Here is a 16,735-nt window from a genome sequence, read left to right as displayed (position 1 = left end):
CAAACCTTAGTGGTCAGCTGCCGGACCACCGATCGGGGTTTCAGGGCGTTCGTTCTGCACGACAGGCGGAGTGCCAGAGGTGCCCGAACCACCTTCCCAATCACGCGGCTCACGCGGCGTACGGCCCGCCATGATGTCGTCGATCTGGTCAGCATCGATAGTCTCGTACTTCATCAACGCGTCAGCCATGGCGTCCAACTTGTCACGGTTGTCGGTCAGGATCTGCTTGGCCGTGCCATAGCACTGGTCAATGATGCTGCGCACTTCGGAGTCGATCAGCTTGGCTGTCTCGCCGGAGAAACTGGCACTCTGACCACCACCGCCACGACCCAGGAATACCTCACCCTCTTCCTCGGCATACATCAACGGACCGAGTTTCTCCGACAAGCCCCACTTGGTCACCATGTTCCGCGCAATCTGACTGGCACGCATGATGTCATTGGAGGCCCCGGTCGTTACGCCATCAAAGCCCAGGGTCATCTCTTCAGCAATTCGACCGCCGTACAGTGAGCAGATCTGGCTGATCAGCGCACGCTTGGAGAGGCTGTAACGATCCTCTTCCGGCAGGAACATGGTGACACCCAGCGCCCGCCCCCGAGGAATGATCGACACCTTGTAGACCGGGTCATGCTCTGGCACAACGCGACCCACAATGGCGTGGCCGGCTTCGTGATAAGCGGTGTTCTGCTTTTCTTTCTCGGACATGACCATGGATTTGCGCTCTGCGCCCATCATGATCTTGTCTTTTGCCAGTTCGAACTCTTTCATCTCGACGATGCGCTTGCCTGTACGAGCCGCGAACAACGAAGCTTCGTTGACCAGGTTGGCCAGGTCGGCACCGGAGAAACCCGGCGTACCACGCGCAATCACTGCCGGAGCGACATCGTCACCCATTGGCACTTTGCGCATGTGGACTTTGAGGATTTGCTCGCGACCACGGATATCCGGCAAGCCTACGACAACCTGACGGTCGAAGCGGCCTGGACGCAGCAGCGCAGGGTCCAGCACGTCAGGACGGTTGGTCGCAGCGATGACGATGATGCCGTCATTCATCTCGAAACCATCCATCTCGACCAGCAACTGGTTGAGGGTCTGCTCACGCTCATCGTGACCACCGCCCATGCCAGCACCACGATGGCGACCAACAGCGTCGATTTCATCGATGAAGATAATGCACGGTGCGTGTTTCTTGGCCTGCTCGAACATATCGCGAACGCGGCTGGCGCCGACACCGACGAACATTTCGACGAAGTCAGAACCGGAAATGGTGAAGAAAGGCACCTTGGCTTCACCGGCAATCGCCTTGGCCAGCAAGGTTTTACCGGTACCCGGAGGACCGACCATCAGCACGCCGCGAGGAATACGGCCGCCCAGGCGCTGGAACTTGCCCGGATCGCGCAGGAATTCAACCAACTCACCGACTTCTTCCTTTGCCTCGTCGCAACCCGCGACGTCAGCCAGGGTGGTCTTCACCTGATCTTCGGAGAGCAGGCGCGCCTTGCTCTTGCCGAAGCTCATCGGCCCGCCCTTGCCTCCCGCACCGCCTTGCATCTGGCGCATGAAGAACATGAACACGGCGATGATCACCAGGATCGGGAAGCTGGCCACCAGGAGTTGAGTCCAGATGCTCTGCTGCTCAGGCTGCTTGCCTTCGACAACCACATGGTTATCCACCAGGTCGCCGATCAGACCGTTGTCCTGAATGGCCGGACGAATGGTCTTGAAGCTGTCGCCATCGTTGCGCTTGCCGGTGATCACGTAGCCATCAACCGCCACGCGCTCGACCTTGCCATCCTTAACTTGCTGGATGAAGTCGGAATAGTTGAGGGTCTGCGGCTCGTTAGGGCTGGAGAAGTTGTTCATCACCGTCACCAGGACAGCCGCGATGATCAACCACAGGATCAGATTCTTTGCCATATCGTTCAATTAACTACCCTCTGAAGCAAGCTCCGCTACTGGCGCGCGCTTCGCATGATATTCACCGGCCTAACTTACTACATTACCTACAACTCTGGCAGGCGCCGTCTGTAACCCTTTGTGAAACTTTGACTACACAATATTCGTAAAGCTTCGTGACGAAAGCGATATAAAAAAACCTATCGACTCCCTTCAAACCTTCAAAGACGCTCATCACTGGCAGCGCCTTCAATGCCGCGGAACCCCCGCGCCAGCAGATATTGCTCGCGAGACCGGTCCCGGGAAGAGTCCGGTTTACGCATCTGTACCTTGTCGAACAGCTTGCGGATGTTCTTGTGGTACTCGTCGAAGCCTTCACCTTGGAAGACCTTGACCAGGAAATCACCACCCGGACGCAATACCCGCCCCGCCAGATCCAGCGCCAACTCGCACAGGAACATGGCTCGCGGCATATCAACAGCCGGTAATCCACTCATATTGGGGGCCATGTCGGAAATCACAAGGTCTACCTGCGAATTTCCGACGGCTTCCAGGATCTCGGCCAGTACGGCGTCCTGGGTGAAATCGCCGTGCACGAAGGTTACATCCGGGATGCTGTCCATCTCGAGGATGTCGGAAGCGATCAATCGGCCTTGCCCGCCAATCAGACGACTGGCCACCTGGGACCAGCCACCGGGTGCTGCACCCAGGTCGATCACGCTCATGCCGGGGCGAAACAATTTGTCCTTGTCCTGGAGCTCCAGCAGCTTGTAGCTGGCCCGGGACCGGTAGCCGTCCTTCTGCGCCTTTTTGACGTAAGGATCGTTGAAATGCTCTTGCAGCCACTTAAGGCTAGTTTTGGAACGGGCCACGGGCCACCTCGAAAAATAAAACGGGTCGTGATTAACTGGGCGGTCCCGGACTCGCTCGGGTAAACTGGCCGCCGCTTTTTACAAGATCAGACGCAGGGGTCAGATTATGCCGCTCACTCAAGAGCAGAAGAAACAGTACAAATCCATTGGCCACCATCTGAAACCAGTTTTGATTGTGGCAGATAACGGTTTGACTGAAGGTGTGTTAGCCGAATTTGAACGCGCACTGAACGATCACGAACTGATCAAGATCAAGGTCAATATCCTTGACCGCGAAGCGCGCCTGGCCGCCATTGCAGAACTGTGCAAGGTTGGCAAAGCGGACCTGGTCCAGGTCATCGGCAAGATGGCGCTGCTGTATCGCAAGAACTTCAGCGTCAACAAGCAACTGTCGAACGTTCATCGCTTCAAATGACAACAAGGGTCACGGGCGTGCTTCGCGCGCCCCGCCACTCCATCCCGGTGCAGGCTGTATAACCAGCACCAGGCCGGAGAACCCTAGCACAAGATAGCTGAATAACTGCCAGCGCAACGCTTCCGGCAGCCACACATGCACGATGCAGTACATCGCACATGCATACAGCGCCATCAACAGCAGTTGGCCGCGAATATCCCGCCACAAACTCCCCAAGCCTTCGGCCTTGACCAGCACCAACGCCTGGAGCGTTACGCACGCCGCCGCAAAACCCACCAGCAGCGCACTCAGTAATCCATCGATCTCATCGATCAGCAACGGTGCCAGGCCAATCAGGCCCAGCGCCGGTAACACGCCAATGTGCAACAACCACAGGCCGCCCACCCAAAGCATCTGGGCAAGCTGCCAAAGCATGGCGCCCGCACGAAGCGGGCGCCGCCGTTCAGACGTGACGGACTTCAACAATCTCGTACTCGATCACGCCACCCGGCGTCTTGACCGCCACCACATCACCCTCTTCCTTGGCAATCAAGGCGCGGGCAAGCGGGGAGCCGACGGAGATCTTGCCGAGTTTGAAGTCAGCTTCGTCTTCCCCGACGATGTGGTAGACCACGCTTTCGTCAGTCTCGACGTTGGCGATTTCCACGGTGGTGCCGAAAATCACCTTGCCGGTCTTCGGAATGGTCGTTACGTCGATGACCACCGAGTTCTGCAGGCGGCCTTCGATGTCACGGATCCGCGCCTCGACCATACCTTGCTGCTCGCGAGCAGCATGGTATTCGGCGTTTTCCTTAAGGTCACCCAGTTCGCGGGCCGTACCAATGTCCTGGCTCAGCTTTGGACGTACGACCTTGGTCAGATGGGCGTGCTCCTCTTCCAGGGCCTTGAAGCCCTGGACGGTCATTGGGTATTTGGTCATGCCTTCAATCCTGCGTGTAGATCCTGCAAGCGACGCACGGTCTTTTCCGGACCGAACTTGAGTGCTTCGCAGATGGCTTCGCCAGCAGCAATGGTGGTGGTGCAGTAGATCTTGTGCTGCAAGGCGTTACGACGAATGGAATAGGAGTCCGCGATCGACTGGCGACCTTCGGTGGTGTTGATGATCAGCGTGACTTCGTCATTCTTGATCATGTCGACCACATGCGGACGGCCTTCCGTCACCTTGTTCACGCGACGCACTTTCAGGCCGGCAGCCTCGATCAGCTTGGCGGTCCCGGCGGTGGCCACGACTTCAAAGCCCAAGTTGATCAGATCACGGGCCACGCCTGCAACCAGTGGCTTGTCATCATCACGCACGCTGATAAACGCAGTACCGCCGGTCGGCAGCACTTCGCTGGCACCCATCTGGGCCTTGGCGAACGCTTCACCGAAGGTATCGCCCACGCCCATCACTTCACCGGTGGACTTCATCTCTGGCCCCAGGATCGGGTCCACACCAGGGAATTTGGCGAATGGGAACACCGCCTCTTTCACACTGTAGAAGTTCGGAATGATTTCCTTGGTGAAGCCGATTTCCTTCAGGGTCTTACCGGCCATCACGCGGGCAGCGATCATGGCCAGGGACACACCGATGCACTTGGAAACAAATGGCACGGTACGCGAAGCGCGCGGGTTGACTTCGATGACGTAGATGTCTTCGCCTTGCAGCGCCAACTGTACGTTCATCAAGCCGACCACGCCCAGTTCCAGGGCCATTTTCTTGACCTGTTCGCGCATCTCGTCCTGGATGTGCGCCGGCAGCGAGTACGGTGGCAGCGAGCACGCCGAGTCACCGGAGTGAACACCCGCCTGCTCGATGTGCTGCATGATCGCGCCGATCACGACGTCAGTGCCGTCGCAGACCGCATCCACATCCATTTCGATGGCGCAGTTGAGGAAGTGGTCCAGCAGCACCGGGCTGTCGTTGGACACTTTCACCGCATCGCGCAGGTAACGCTTGAGTTCTTCTTCTTCGTAGACAATTTCCATCGCCCGACCGCCCAGCACGTAGGACGGACGCACCACCAGCGGGTAGCCGATCTTGCTGGCGGCGCGGATAGCCTCATCTTCGCTGCGCACGGTGGCGTTCGGCGGCTGACGCAGGTTCAGGCGTTCAACCATCTGCTGGAAGCGCTCACGGTCTTCCGCACGGTCGATGGCATCTGGGCTGGTGCCAATGATCGGCACGCCGGCCGCTTCAAGGGCACGCGCCAGTTTCAGCGGGGTTTGGCCGCCGTACTGGACGATCACGCCTTTTGGCTTCTCGACGCGCACGATTTCCAGCACGTCTTCCAGGGTCACTGGCTCGAAGTACAGGCGATCAGAGGTGTCGTAGTCGGTGGAAACAGTTTCCGGGTTGCAGTTAACCATGATGGTCTCGTACCCGTCTTCGCGCAGGGCGAGAGCGGCGTGTACGCAGCAGTAGTCAAACTCGATACCCTGGCCGATACGGTTCGGACCGCCGCCCAGGATCATGATCTTGTCGCGACCCGACGGGGCGGCTTCGCACTCCTCCTCATAGGTGGAGTACAGGTAGGCGGTGTCGGTGGAGAACTCGGCGGCGCAGGTATCAACGCGCTTGTAGACCGGGAAGATCTCCAGCTTGTGGCGATGCGTACGCAGGTTCTTCTCAGTCACACCCAGCAGCTTGGCCAGGCGCTGGTCGGAGAAGCCTTTGCGCTTCAGGCGGAACATCATGTCGCGGTCGATGCTGGCCAGACCCAGGGTCTTGACCTTCTCTTCTTCCTTGATCAGATCTTCGATCTGCACCAGGAACCACGGGTCGATCATGTTCATGCCGAAGATGTCTTCGACAGTCATGCCGGCGCGGAAGGCGTCAGCCACGTACCAGATACGCTCGGCGCCCGGCACGGTCAGCTCGCGCTTGAGCACGCTCATGCTTTCCGGGTTGCTCAGGTCGAGCTTCTCGTCCAGGCCGCAAACGCCCACTTCCAGGCCGCGCAGGGCTTTCTGCAGGGATTCTTGGAAAGTACGGCCGATGGCCATGACTTCACCAACCGACTTCATCTGAGTAGTCAGGCGCGCGTCAGCCTTGGCGAATTTCTCGAAGGCGAAACGTGGCAGCTTGGTGACGACGTAGTCGATGGACGGCTCGAAGGAAGCCGGGGTCTTGCCGCCGGTGATGTCGTTCGACAGCTCATCGAGGGTGTAACCCACAGCCAGCTTGGCCGCGACCTTGGCGATCGGGAAGCCGGTCGCTTTCGACGCCAGGGCCGACGAGCGCGATACACGCGGGTTCATCTCGATCACGACCATGCGGCCAGTGTTCGGGCAGATACCGAACTGAACGTTGGAACCGCCGGTTTCAACGCCAATCTCGCGCAATACCGCCAGGGAGGCGTTACGCAGGATCTGGTATTCCTTGTCGGTCAGGGTCTGTGCCGGAGCGACGGTGATCGAGTCACCGGTGTGCACGCCCATCGGGTCAAAGTTTTCGATGGAGCAGACGATGATGCAGTTGTCCTTTTTGTCGCGGACAACTTCCATTTCATATTCTTTCCAGCCGATCAGCGATTCGTCGATCAGCAGTTCCTTGGTCGGCGACAGGTCCAGACCACGGGCGCAGATTTCTTCGAACTCTTCACGGTTGTAGGCGATACCGCCACCGGTGCCGCCCATGGTGAAGGACGGACGGATGATGCACGGGAAGCCGAGAGTCTCGAGGACTGCGTTGGCTTCTTCCATGGTGTGCGCGATACCGGAGCGCGGGCACGCCAGGCCGATGGACTTCATCGCCTTGTCGAAACGCGAACGGTCTTCAGCCTTGTCGATGGTGTCGGCATTCGCACCGATCATCTCTACGCCGAACTTCTCCAGCACGCCTTCGCGCTCCAGGTCCAGGGCGCAGTTCAGTGCAGTCTGGCCGCCCATGGTGGGCAGCAGCGCGTCCGGACGCTCTTTCTCGATGATCTTGGCAACGGTCTGCCACTTGATCGGCTCGATATAGGTGGCGTCGGCCATGGCCGGGTCGGTCATGATGGTCGCCGGGTTGGAGTTCACCAGGATGACGCGGTAGCCCTCCTCGCGCAGGGCTTTACAGGCCTGGGCGCCGGAGTAGTCGAATTCGCAGGCCTGGCCGATAACGATCGGGCCAGCGCCGAGAATCAGGATGCTTTTTATGTCTGTACGTTTTGGCATGGGTTTGTCACTCAAATCCGCAGGTCAGTCGGCAAGCCGTCTTGAACATTCTTTGAAGAGCCTGCGGGGGCCACCGACAGTCGGGGCCGCGCGCAGGCCACTCAGTCAGCGTCGCTTGGCCATCTCATTGATGAAACGGTCGAACAGCGGCGCTACGTCGTTCGGGCCCGGGCTTGCTTCAGGGTGGCCCTGGAAGCTGAAGGCGCTCTTGTCAGTGCGCTCGATGCCTTGCAGGGAACCGTCGAACAGCGACTTGTGAATTGCGCGGACGTTGCCCGGCAGGGTCGCTTCATCCACCGCAAAGCCATGGTTCTGGCTGGTGATCATCACAACGCCAGTGTCCAGGTCTTGCACAGGGTGGTTGGCACCGTGGTGGCCGTGCCCCATTTTCAGGGTCTTGGCGCCGGAGGCCAGGGCCAGCAACTGGTGACCCAGGCAGATACCGAAGACCGGAATTTCGGTTTCCAGCACATCCTTGATCGCCTGGATGGCGTAGTCGCAAGGCTCGGGGTCACCGGGGCCGTTGGACAGGAACACGCCGTCCGGTTGCAGGGCGAGCACATCGCTGGCCGGGGTTTGCGCAGGCACCACGGTCACGCGGCAACCGCGCTCGACCAGCATGCGCAGGATGTTGTACTTGATGCCATAGTCGTAGGCGACGACGTGGTAAGGCAGCTCAGCAGCCTCGATGGTCGCGTGACTGTCAGTCTTCAAGTCCCAGACGGTGGAGCGCCACTCGTACTTTTCCTTGGTGCTGACGACTTTCGCCAGGTCCATGCCTTTCAGGCCAGGGAAGCCTTGCGCAGCAGCGATCGCTGCCTCTTCGGAAATATTCTCACCGGCCATGATGCAGCCGTTCTGCGAGCCTTTTTCACGCAGGATGCGTGTCAGGCGACGCGTATCGATACCGGCGATTGCCACAACATTGTTGGCTTTCAGGTAATCGGACAGCGACATCGTGTTACGCCAGTTGCTCGCGACCAGTGGCAGGTCACGAATTACCAGACCCGCCGACCAGACACGATCAGACTCGACGTCTTCCGGTGTAGTACCGGTGTTGCCGATGTGCGGATAGGTCAGGGTAACGATCTGTTGGGCGTAGGAAGGATCGGTAAGGATTTCCTGATAGCCGGTCATGGCGGTGTTGAACACCACCTCTCCAACGGTTTGACCGTCGGCTCCAATGGCTTCGCCGCGAAAAATGCTGCCATCAGCAAGGGCGAGTATGGCTGGCTTAGTCAAGAAGACCTCCCGTAAATAAAGCCTGAAAGGGCGATCGCAGGTTGTAAAAAAGCGGAGTGACGTATGGACACGTCACCCCGCTTCTTCACCGAATTATTCTGCGCGCTTTTAGTGGACACACTAAAGCTGTAGCTTACAGAAAAAGGCTTTTTTGGTCCACCGCTAATGAGCCTTAAAGGCAGGGGAATGCGACAGGACGTCGCTTAGCGGGTAAAAACGGGGCCTCAGGATAATCCTGAGGCCCGATTTTAGCTACTGATTAGTGCAGATCCAGCACGTCACGCATGTCATACAGACCCGGCTCACGACCTTCCAGCCAGAGCGCAGCACGGACGGCGCCCTTGGCAAACGTCATGCGACTGGAGGCCTTGTGCGTGATCTCCAGGCGCTCACCTTCAGTGGCAAACAGCACGGTGTGATCACCCACAACATCACCACCGCGCACGGTCGCAAAGCCGATGGTGTCACGCGCACGCGCACCGGTATGACCTTCACGGCCATATACGGCCACCTTGGACAAGTCCCGGCCCAACGCATCAGCGATGGCTTCACCCATGCGCAGCGCGGTGCCCGACGGCGCATCGATCTTGTGACGATGATGGGTCTCGATGATTTCGATATCCGCCTCATCCCCCAGCACGCGCGCCGCCAGATCCAGCAACTTGAGCGACAGGTTCACGCCCACGCTGAAGTTGGCCGCGAAGACGATCGGGATATCTTTACCCGCCTCCACCAGCAACTGCTTCTGCTCGGCACTCAAACCCGTCGTACCGATCACCATGGCCTTGCCCGCCTTGCGGCAGAACGCCAGGTTTTTCAGCATCACATCAGGCAGAGTGAAGTCGATCAACACGTCGAACTCTTCAGCCACCTGCTCCAGGCTGCTCGACAACGACACACCGATACGGCCCAGCGAAGCCAACTCGCCCGCATCTGCACCAATCAACGTGCTGCCCGGGCGAACGATGGCTGCGGTCAGCCCGGAGGCCGGCGAGCGCTGCTGCACCGCCTCGACCAGCGTCTTCCCCATGCGCCCGGCAGCGCCCATAACGGCTATACGTCGCATATCCACTCCTTACAGGTCGCCGAAGAAGCGCTTCACGCCATCGAAAAACCCAGTGGTTTTCGGTGAATGGGAGTCGTCACCTTCCAACGAACTGCGGAACTCTTCGAGCAGTTCACGCTGACGACGCCCCAGGTTGACCGGGGTCTCGACCGCTACGCGGCACATCAGATCGCCTGCACCACCGCCGCGCACCGGCGCAACGCCCTTGCCACGAATACGGAACTGCTTGCCGGTCTGGGTACCCTCGGGGATCTTCAGCTTGACCCGACCATCCAGGGTCGGAATCTCCAACTCGCCGCCCAAGGCTGCATCGACAAAGCTGATCGGCACTTCGCAGAACAGGTGCTTGCCGTCGCGCTGGAAGATCGAGTGCTCACGCACATTGATCACCACGTACAGGTCACCGGTAGGGCCACCCTGGGTGCCCGCCTCGCCCTCACCCGACAAACGGATGCGGTCTCCGGTATCCACACCCGCCGGCACTTTGACCGACAGGGTCTTGTACTCTTCGACGCGACCTTCGCCGTGGCACGAGTCGCACGGATCGGAAATGATCTTGCCCTGGCCATGGCAACGCGGGCAGGTTTGCTGCACCGAGAAGAAGCCCTGCTGCATACGGACCTGGCCGATACCGCCACAGGTAGGGCAGGTGATCGGCGAGGAGCCTTTCTTGGCGCCCGAGCCGTCGCACGGCTTGCAATTAACCAGCGTCGGCACGCGGATGTTGACGCTGGTACCGCGCACGGCCTCTTCCAGGTTCAACTCGAGGGTGTAGCGCAAGTCGCTGCCACGCTGGGCGCCACCACGCTGGCCACCCCGGCCACCGCCAAAGAAGTCGCTGAAAACGTCGCCGAAGATATCGGAGAAGTTCTGGCCGCCGAAACCTGCACCGCCGCCGCCCATGCTCGGGTCGACACCGGCATGACCATACTGGTCGTAAGCCGCACGCTTGTTCGGATCAGAAAGGCATTCGTAGGCCTCGTTGGCCTCCTTGAACATTTCTTCGGATTCTTTGCTATCCGGATTACGGTCCGGGTGGTGCTTCATCGCCAGGCGACGGTAAGCCTTTTTCAGGTCCGCATCGCTGGAGCCGCGCTCCACACCCAATACTTCGTAATAGTCACGCTTTGCCATAAGTCTTTGCACTCTTAAGGACGTTTGGCCAGACCCTCCTGAGCCTTGCCAAACTCGTTGAGCCCCAATACAGGCCCGGACCCAACTCACGTCAATTCAACGATCCTGGTCATTACTGCTTTCAGCCAGGGACCCGGCCAAAAACACGGTGACTGTCGCCCGGGAAGCAGGAGCATTCCCGATCACACCGCCAACATCCGAGCGTTGTCGCATGTTGTAAAAATTCGCATACCCCAGACACGCCAACGCGGGAGCAAGCTCCCGCGCGGCGACATCCTACCAGTCACCGCTTGATAGCGGTCAACCGGGCGACCAACTTACTTCTGGTCTTTGACTTCTTCGAACTCGGCATCGACAACGTCGTCGTGCTTGGCTTCAGGCTCTGCGTGCTGTGCAGCACCATCAGCCGGCTGGCCTTGCTCGGCGTACATTTTCTGGGCAACCGGTGCGGAGACTTTCGACAGCTCCTCAACCTTGGCTTCGATGGCAGCCTTGTCGTCGCCTTTGATGGCGGCTTCCAGGGCAACCACGGCAGCTTCGATTGCGGTCTTCTCCTCAGCAGTCACTTTATCGCCAGCATCCGCGACCATTTTGCGGGTCGAGTGAACCAGTGCATCACCCTGGTTACGGGCGCCAGCCAGCTCGGCAAACTTGGCATCTGCGTCGGCGTTGGCTTCAGCATCACGGATCATCTGTTGAATTTCTTCATCAGACAGACCGGAGTTGGCCTTGATAGTGATCTTCTGCTCTTTGCCAGTGGCCTTGTCCTTGGCACCTACGTGCAAGATGCCGTTGGCGTCGATGTCGAAGGTCACTTCGATTTGTGGCACGCCACGTGGTGCTGGTGGAATCTCGGCCAGGTCGAACTTGCCCAGGGACTTGTTCTGAGCCGCTTGCTTACGCTCACCTTGCAGCACGTGGATGGTCACAGCGCCTTGGTTGTCGTCGGCAGTCGAGAACACCTGGGATTTCTTGGTAGGAATCGTGGTGTTTTTCTCGATCAGCGCAGTCATCACGCCACCCATGGTTTCGATACCCAGGGTCAGCGGGCTGACGTCCAGCAGCAGCACGTCTTTCACGTCGCCGGCCAATACCGCGCCCTGGATGGCAGCACCCATGGCAACCGCTTCGTCCGGGTTCACGTCTTTACGTGCTTCCTTGCCGAAGAACTCGGTTACTTTCTGCTGTACCAGTGGCATACGGGTCTGACCGCCCACCAGGATCACGTCGTTGATGGAACCAACGTCGATACCTGCGTCTTTCAAGGCAATGCGGCAAGGTTCGATGGTGCGCTGAACCAGGTCTTCAACCAGTGCTTCCAACTTGGCGCGAGAAATCTTCACGTTCAAGTGCTTAGGACCGGTGGCGTCTGCAGTGATGTACGGCAGGTTGACGTCGGTCGACATGCTCGAGGACAGCTCGATCTTGGCTTTTTCAGCAGCTTCCTTGAGGCGCTGCATAGCCAGCGGGTCACCCTTGAGGTTCATGCCGCTTTCTTTCTTGAATTCGTCAACGAGGTAGTCGATCAGACGAATGTCAAAGTCTTCACCACCCAGGAAGGTGTCGCCGTTGGTGGCCAACACTTCGAACTGGTGCTCGCCGTCAACTTCAGCGATCTCGATGACCGAGACGTCGAACGTACCGCCACCCAGGTCATAAACGATCACAGTGTGGTCGCCCTTGGCCTTATCCATACCGTAGGCCAGAGCAGCTGCGGTAGGTTCGTTGATGATACGTTTTACGTCCAGGCCCGCGATGCGGCCGGCGTCTTTGGTCGCCTGGCGCTGGCTGTCGTTGAAGTAGGCCGGAACGGTGATGACCGCTTCAGTCACTGCTTCACCGAGGTAGTCTTCGGCAGTCTTCTTCATCTTTTTCAAGACTTCAGCCGAGATCTGCGGTGCAGACATCTTGTTGCCATTGACTTCAACCCAGGCGTCCCCGTTGTCAGCCTTGGCGATTTTGTAAGGCACCATCTTGATGTCTTTCTGTACGACTTCTTCGTCGAACTTACGACCGATCAGACGCTTCACCGCGTACAGGGTGTTGTGCGGGTTGGTGACAGCCTGACGCTTGGCCGACTGACCAACGAGGATCTCGCCATCATTTGCGTAAGCAATGATCGACGGCGTGGTACGCGCGCCTTCGGCGTTTTCGATAACTTTGGCTTTGCCGTTTTCCATGACGGAGACGCAGGAGTTGGTGGTCCCCAGGTCGATACCGATAATTTTGCCCATGATTTACTCTCCCGAAACTTGAATTTGGATGCCGCAGCAGTGGTGGCTAACTGCGGTAGCACTTAAACGCTTGACTTATAGATGGGGGCCTTACGGCGTATTTCAAGCCTGCTCATCAATAGAAGGCGAAACCGGTGCAGGAGCCTTGCTCACTACAACCATCGCCGGGCGCAGCAAGCGACCATTGAGCTGATACCCCTTCTGGAACACTTTCAACACGCTGTTAGGCTCCAGGTCATGGCTTTCCTGCATGGCCATGGCTTGGTGATGCTCAGCGTTGAACGGTTCGCCGCCGGTTGGATCGATGGCTTCCAACTGATAACGCTTCAGGGTGTCCTGGAACATTTTCAGGGTCAGTTCGATCCCTTCGCGCATTGGGCGGATGTTTTCGTCGTCCGGGTTGGACAACTCAAGGCCACGTTCCAGGCTGTCGATGATCGGCAGCAAGTCACCGGCGAATTTTTCCAGCGCGAATTTGTGAGCCTTCTCTACATCCTGCTCGGCACGGCGGCGGACGTTCTGCAGATCGGCGGCAACACGCAAAGACTGGTCCTGCGCAGCGGCCAATTGCTCTTCGAGCGCTTGCACACGCACGGCCAGGTCTTCCGAGCCAGCCTGGGTAGCGTCTGGAGTTTGCGTATCCTGCGTCTGTTCGTCAGCCATAGATTTCTCCTTTCAAAATCATGCGCGAACTCAACTCGCGCTTCTGTTCCGGTATATGGGGCCACAATTTCAGGGTTCAAGGGCGCAGGCGTTACCAAAAGTCTTTCCCATGACCGGGATCAATTCCTGCCGCATCATTCCTCATTGCGCTAAAAAAAGTGGCGACTCAAGCAAATCGAGCTAAGCGCCAGGATTGTCAGCCCTGAACAAAACACTGTATAAATAACCAGACCTAAAGCCTGGGAGCGACGTTCATGCTCGTGCACCTGTCCGTACATAACTACGCCATCGTTGAACACCTGGATCTCGAACTGGATCGCGGGATGAGCGTAATCACAGGCGAAACCGGCGCCGGCAAATCGATCATGCTCGACGCGCTCGGCCTGACCCTGGGCGATCGCGCCGACAGCGGCGTGGTGCGTCCGGGTGCGGACAAGGCCGACATCCTGGCTACCTTCGACCTGGCAGACATTCCCGAAGCCGAGGCCTGGCTCGCCGAGCGCGACCTGAATAATGAGGGGCCGTGCATCCTGCGCCGGGTGATCACCGCCGAAGGGCGCTCGCGCGGCTACATCAACGGCACGCCCTGCCCGCTTGGCGACCTGAAAGCCCTGGGCGAATTGCTCATCGATATCCACAGCCAACATGAACACCAGTCCCTGCTGAAAACCGACACCCACCGCCGCCTGCTCGACGAATATGCCGGCGCCACCGACCTGGCCCGCCAGGTGCAGCTTGCCGCTCAACGCTGGCGCCAGACCCGCCAGGAATTGGAGCGACTCTCCAACTCCGGCGACGAGCAGCGCGCTCGCCATCAACTGCTCAGCTACCAGCTTGAAGAGCTCGAGAGCCTGGCACTCGGCGAGACCGAGCTGGAACAACTCGAACAGGAACACAAGAACCTCACCAATGCCGAAACCCTGTTGGGCATCTGCCGCCAAGTCGTGGAGCAATGCAGCGAAAGCGATTCCGGCAATGTGCTCAACGCACTGACGGCCAGCCTCAACCGACTGTCCAGCGTCAACAATGCTTCGGGCTCGCTCAGCGAAGCCACCACCCTGCTGACCAGTGCGCAGATCCAGGTAGAAGAAGCCGTGGGCGAGTTGAATCGCTTCCTCGACCACTTTGATGCCGACCCCTCCCGCCTGCAGGAAATAGAGGAGCGCCTGGACACTATCTATACCCTGGCGCGCAAACATCGAATCCAGCCCACCGAAGTGGCCACGATGCAGCAAAAGCTGCTGGATGAAATCGAAACACTGAATGCCAACGACGAATCCATCGAACGATTAGGCGATGAACTCGCATCCTTTGCCCGTCATTATCAAGAGAAGGCCCGCGAGCTGAGCGACCTGCGCCAGCAAGCAGCCGCCAGCCTGGCCAGTGCCGTAGAGCAGGAGATCCAGCGCCTGGGCATGCCGGGTGGGCGCTTCACGATTGAATTGCGCGCCAATGCCAGCAATGAGCTGCAGCCCCACGGCCTGGAGCAGGTAGAACTGCTGGTCAGCGCCAACCCTGGCCAGCCGCTCAAGGCGCTGGCAAAAGTGGCATCCGGCGGCGAGTTATCGCGCATCAGCCTGGCGATTCAGGTGATTACAGCCCAAACGTCACGGGTGCCTACGCTGGTATTCGACGAAGTGGACGTCGGTATCGGCGGGCCGACCGCAGAAATTGTTGGCCAGTTGTTGCGACGCCTGGGGGATAGAGGCCAGGTGCTGACGGTGACTCACTTGCCACAGGTAGCGGCACAGGGGCATCAACATCTGTTTGTGCACAAGGTGCGCGGCGATGAAGCGACACACACAGCCGTGTCCAAGCTGAACAAATCGGAACGTGTGGAAGAAGTGGCTCGGATGCTCGGCGGTATCGACCTGACCAAAGAGTCCCTGGCCCACGCGAAGAAAATGGTGGTCGCCGCAAAAGCCTGAAGCCAGCATTTTCGCTCTTATAGAAAGCACGAAGGCGACCCTAGGGTCGCCTTCGATCGTTTCGCAGAGAGAATCTGCGTCGATTTTTACTTTTTCTTACGGATGTACAGGACCAGATTATGGTCAACCAGATCGTAGCCATGCTCCTCAGCAATCTTATGCTGCAGCGCTTCGATCTCAGGGCTGGTGAACTCGATAACCTCATTGGTATCCAGGTCAACCATGTGGTCGTGATGACCACCGTCAGCCAATTCGAACACTGCATGACCGCCGTCGAAATTATGACGAACCACCAGCCCTGCGGCTTCAAACTGGGTCAGCACACGGTAAACCGTGGCCAGGCCAACGTCCTCGTTAGACTCCATCAGCGCCTTGTAAACATCCTCGGCACTCATGTGGCGCTGCTCAGCAGAATCGAGCATTTGTAGAATCTTGACTCGTGGCAGAGTCACTTTAAGACCGGCTTTGCGTAGTTCGCTATTTTCAACCATGGTTAGCTTTCTCGCGGATGCTGCTTCGCAGCTTCTCTTAATACGGGTATGATCGGCGTTTACGTTGTCCCAGCCAAGATAGTGGAAGTCGCCCACCGATGCAAAACACCAAGCTCTTGCTAACCAGTTTCACCTTTGTGGGACTGCTCGCACTCGCCGGTTGTTCATTCCCCGGGGTTTACAAAATCGACATCCAGCAGGGCAATGTCGTCACGCAGGACATGATAGACCAGTTACGCCCGGGAATGACCCGACGGCAAGTAAGGTTTATCATGGGCAACCCCCTGCTGACCGACACTTTCCATGCTGATCGCTGGGATTATCTCTACAGCATCCAGCCAGGTGGCGGTGAACGCCAGCAGGAGCGCGTCAGCGTCATTTTCAATGGCAATGACCAACTCGTCAGCCTGTCTGGTGACTTCATGCCCGGCGTGAGCCGAGATGAAGCCTTGCTCGGCAAGGACAACGGCGCCAACGTGACTGCCCCTGCGCAGGAAAACGAGAAGCCGAAGTCTGAAGTGCCAGCCAAACCAGGCTCATTGCTCGACAAGATCCAGAAAGACGTCGACGGCGTGGAAACTGTGCCGGTCCCGACGCCACAGCCTCTGGACACCAGCCCGCAGTAATTGAGCGGCGCCCAATAAAAAACCCGGCATG

At 58.5% G+C, this 16,735-nt stretch carries 14 protein-coding genes; 3 read left to right on the top strand and 11 right to left on the bottom strand.

The annotated features are described in order from the left end of the window. Positions 1-6: 6 nt before the first annotated feature. Both ftsH and rlmE read right to left on the bottom strand, forming a co-directional pair. Positions 7-1,917, bottom strand: a complete 1,911-nt coding sequence (ftsH, locus tag AC07SI_RS27670; protein WP_032803717.1) for an ATP-dependent zinc metalloprotease FtsH — start codon at positions 1,915-1,917, stop codon at positions 7-9. A 200-nt stretch (positions 1,918-2,117) separates the two neighbouring features. Continuing rightward, positions 2,118-2,768 carry a 23S rRNA (uridine(2552)-2'-O)-methyltransferase RlmE gene (gene rlmE, locus AC07SI_RS27665; protein ID WP_010206606.1) on the bottom strand — a complete coding sequence of 217 codons (651 nt, stop codon included), beginning with the start codon at positions 2,766-2,768 and terminating at the stop codon, positions 2,118-2,120. 106 nt (positions 2,769-2,874) lie between these two features. Between rlmE and AC07SI_RS27660 the strand changes: the two genes are divergently transcribed. Then, positions 2,875-3,183: a YhbY family RNA-binding protein gene (locus AC07SI_RS27660; protein WP_010206607.1), complete on the top strand. Its 309-nt coding sequence runs from the start codon at positions 2,875-2,877 to the stop codon at positions 3,181-3,183. Between the two features lie 9 nt (positions 3,184-3,192). Here the strand turns inward: AC07SI_RS27660 and AC07SI_RS27655 are convergent, their stop codons facing one another. From AC07SI_RS27655 to grpE, 8 genes are all read right to left on the bottom strand, one after another. Further along, a complete protein-coding gene (locus tag AC07SI_RS27655) occupies positions 3,193-3,597 on the bottom strand; it encodes an MFS transporter (protein WP_120449941.1) in 405 nt (134 codons plus the stop codon). A gap of 28 nt (positions 3,598-3,625) precedes the next feature. Then, on the bottom strand, positions 3,626-4,102 hold the full coding sequence (gene greA / locus AC07SI_RS27650) for a transcription elongation factor GreA (protein WP_003235048.1): 477 nt from the start codon (positions 4,100-4,102) through the stop codon (positions 3,626-3,628). Continuing rightward, entirely contained in the window at positions 4,099-7,320 is a 3,222-nt protein-coding gene (gene carB, locus AC07SI_RS27645; RefSeq protein WP_065910267.1) for a carbamoyl-phosphate synthase large subunit, read from the bottom strand. Before carB ends, greA begins: the two co-directional genes overlap by 4 nt. Positions 7,321-7,425: 105 nt before the next feature. Then, on the bottom strand, positions 7,426-8,562 hold the full coding sequence (carA, locus tag AC07SI_RS27640) for a glutamine-hydrolyzing carbamoyl-phosphate synthase small subunit (RefSeq protein WP_065910266.1): 1,137 nt from the start codon (positions 8,560-8,562) through the stop codon (positions 7,426-7,428). A 259-nt stretch (positions 8,563-8,821) separates the two neighbouring features. Continuing rightward, on the bottom strand, positions 8,822-9,628 hold the full coding sequence (gene dapB, locus AC07SI_RS27635) for a 4-hydroxy-tetrahydrodipicolinate reductase (RefSeq protein WP_065910264.1): 807 nt from the start codon (positions 9,626-9,628) through the stop codon (positions 8,822-8,824). Between the two features lie 9 nt (positions 9,629-9,637). Then, a complete protein-coding gene (gene dnaJ / locus AC07SI_RS27630; RefSeq protein WP_065910262.1) occupies positions 9,638-10,762 on the bottom strand; it encodes a molecular chaperone DnaJ in 1,125 nt (374 codons plus the stop codon). 317 nt (positions 10,763-11,079) lie between these two features. Continuing rightward, positions 11,080-12,996, bottom strand: a complete 1,917-nt coding sequence (gene dnaK, locus AC07SI_RS27625; RefSeq protein ID WP_065910260.1) for a molecular chaperone DnaK — start codon at positions 12,994-12,996, stop codon at positions 11,080-11,082. Positions 12,997-13,098: 102 nt separating this feature from the next. Further along, the gene (grpE, locus tag AC07SI_RS27620; protein ID WP_495006921.1) at positions 13,099-13,659 is read right to left on the bottom strand and encodes a nucleotide exchange factor GrpE; all 561 of its coding nucleotides are present in this window, start codon (positions 13,657-13,659) and stop codon (positions 13,099-13,101) included. A gap of 254 nt (positions 13,660-13,913) precedes the next feature. Here grpE and recN point away from each other — a divergent pair, with 254 nt between their 5' ends. Then, positions 13,914-15,587 (top strand): DNA repair protein RecN, encoded by a 1,674-nt coding sequence (recN, locus tag AC07SI_RS27615; RefSeq protein ID WP_106802600.1) that lies wholly within the window; start codon positions 13,914-13,916, stop codon positions 15,585-15,587. An 86-nt stretch (positions 15,588-15,673) separates the two neighbouring features. Here the strand turns inward: recN and fur are convergent, their stop codons facing one another. Then, complete coding sequence (fur, locus tag AC07SI_RS27610) at positions 15,674-16,078, bottom strand: ferric iron uptake transcriptional regulator (protein ID WP_495006934.1); 405 nt, start codon at positions 16,076-16,078, stop codon at positions 15,674-15,676. Positions 16,079-16,176: 98 nt separating this feature from the next. On the opposite strand from fur, the gene AC07SI_RS27605 reads away from it, so the two are divergent. Next, on the top strand, positions 16,177-16,704 hold the full coding sequence (locus AC07SI_RS27605; RefSeq protein WP_065910254.1) for an outer membrane protein assembly factor BamE: 528 nt from the start codon (positions 16,177-16,179) through the stop codon (positions 16,702-16,704). Positions 16,705-16,735: the final 31 nt, after the last annotated feature.

The organism is Pseudomonas sp. GW821-FHT05D12 (assembly GCF_059419825.1).
The sequence above is the reverse complement of the archived record's forward strand: the minus strand, read 5'-3'. Positions and strand labels throughout refer to the sequence as shown.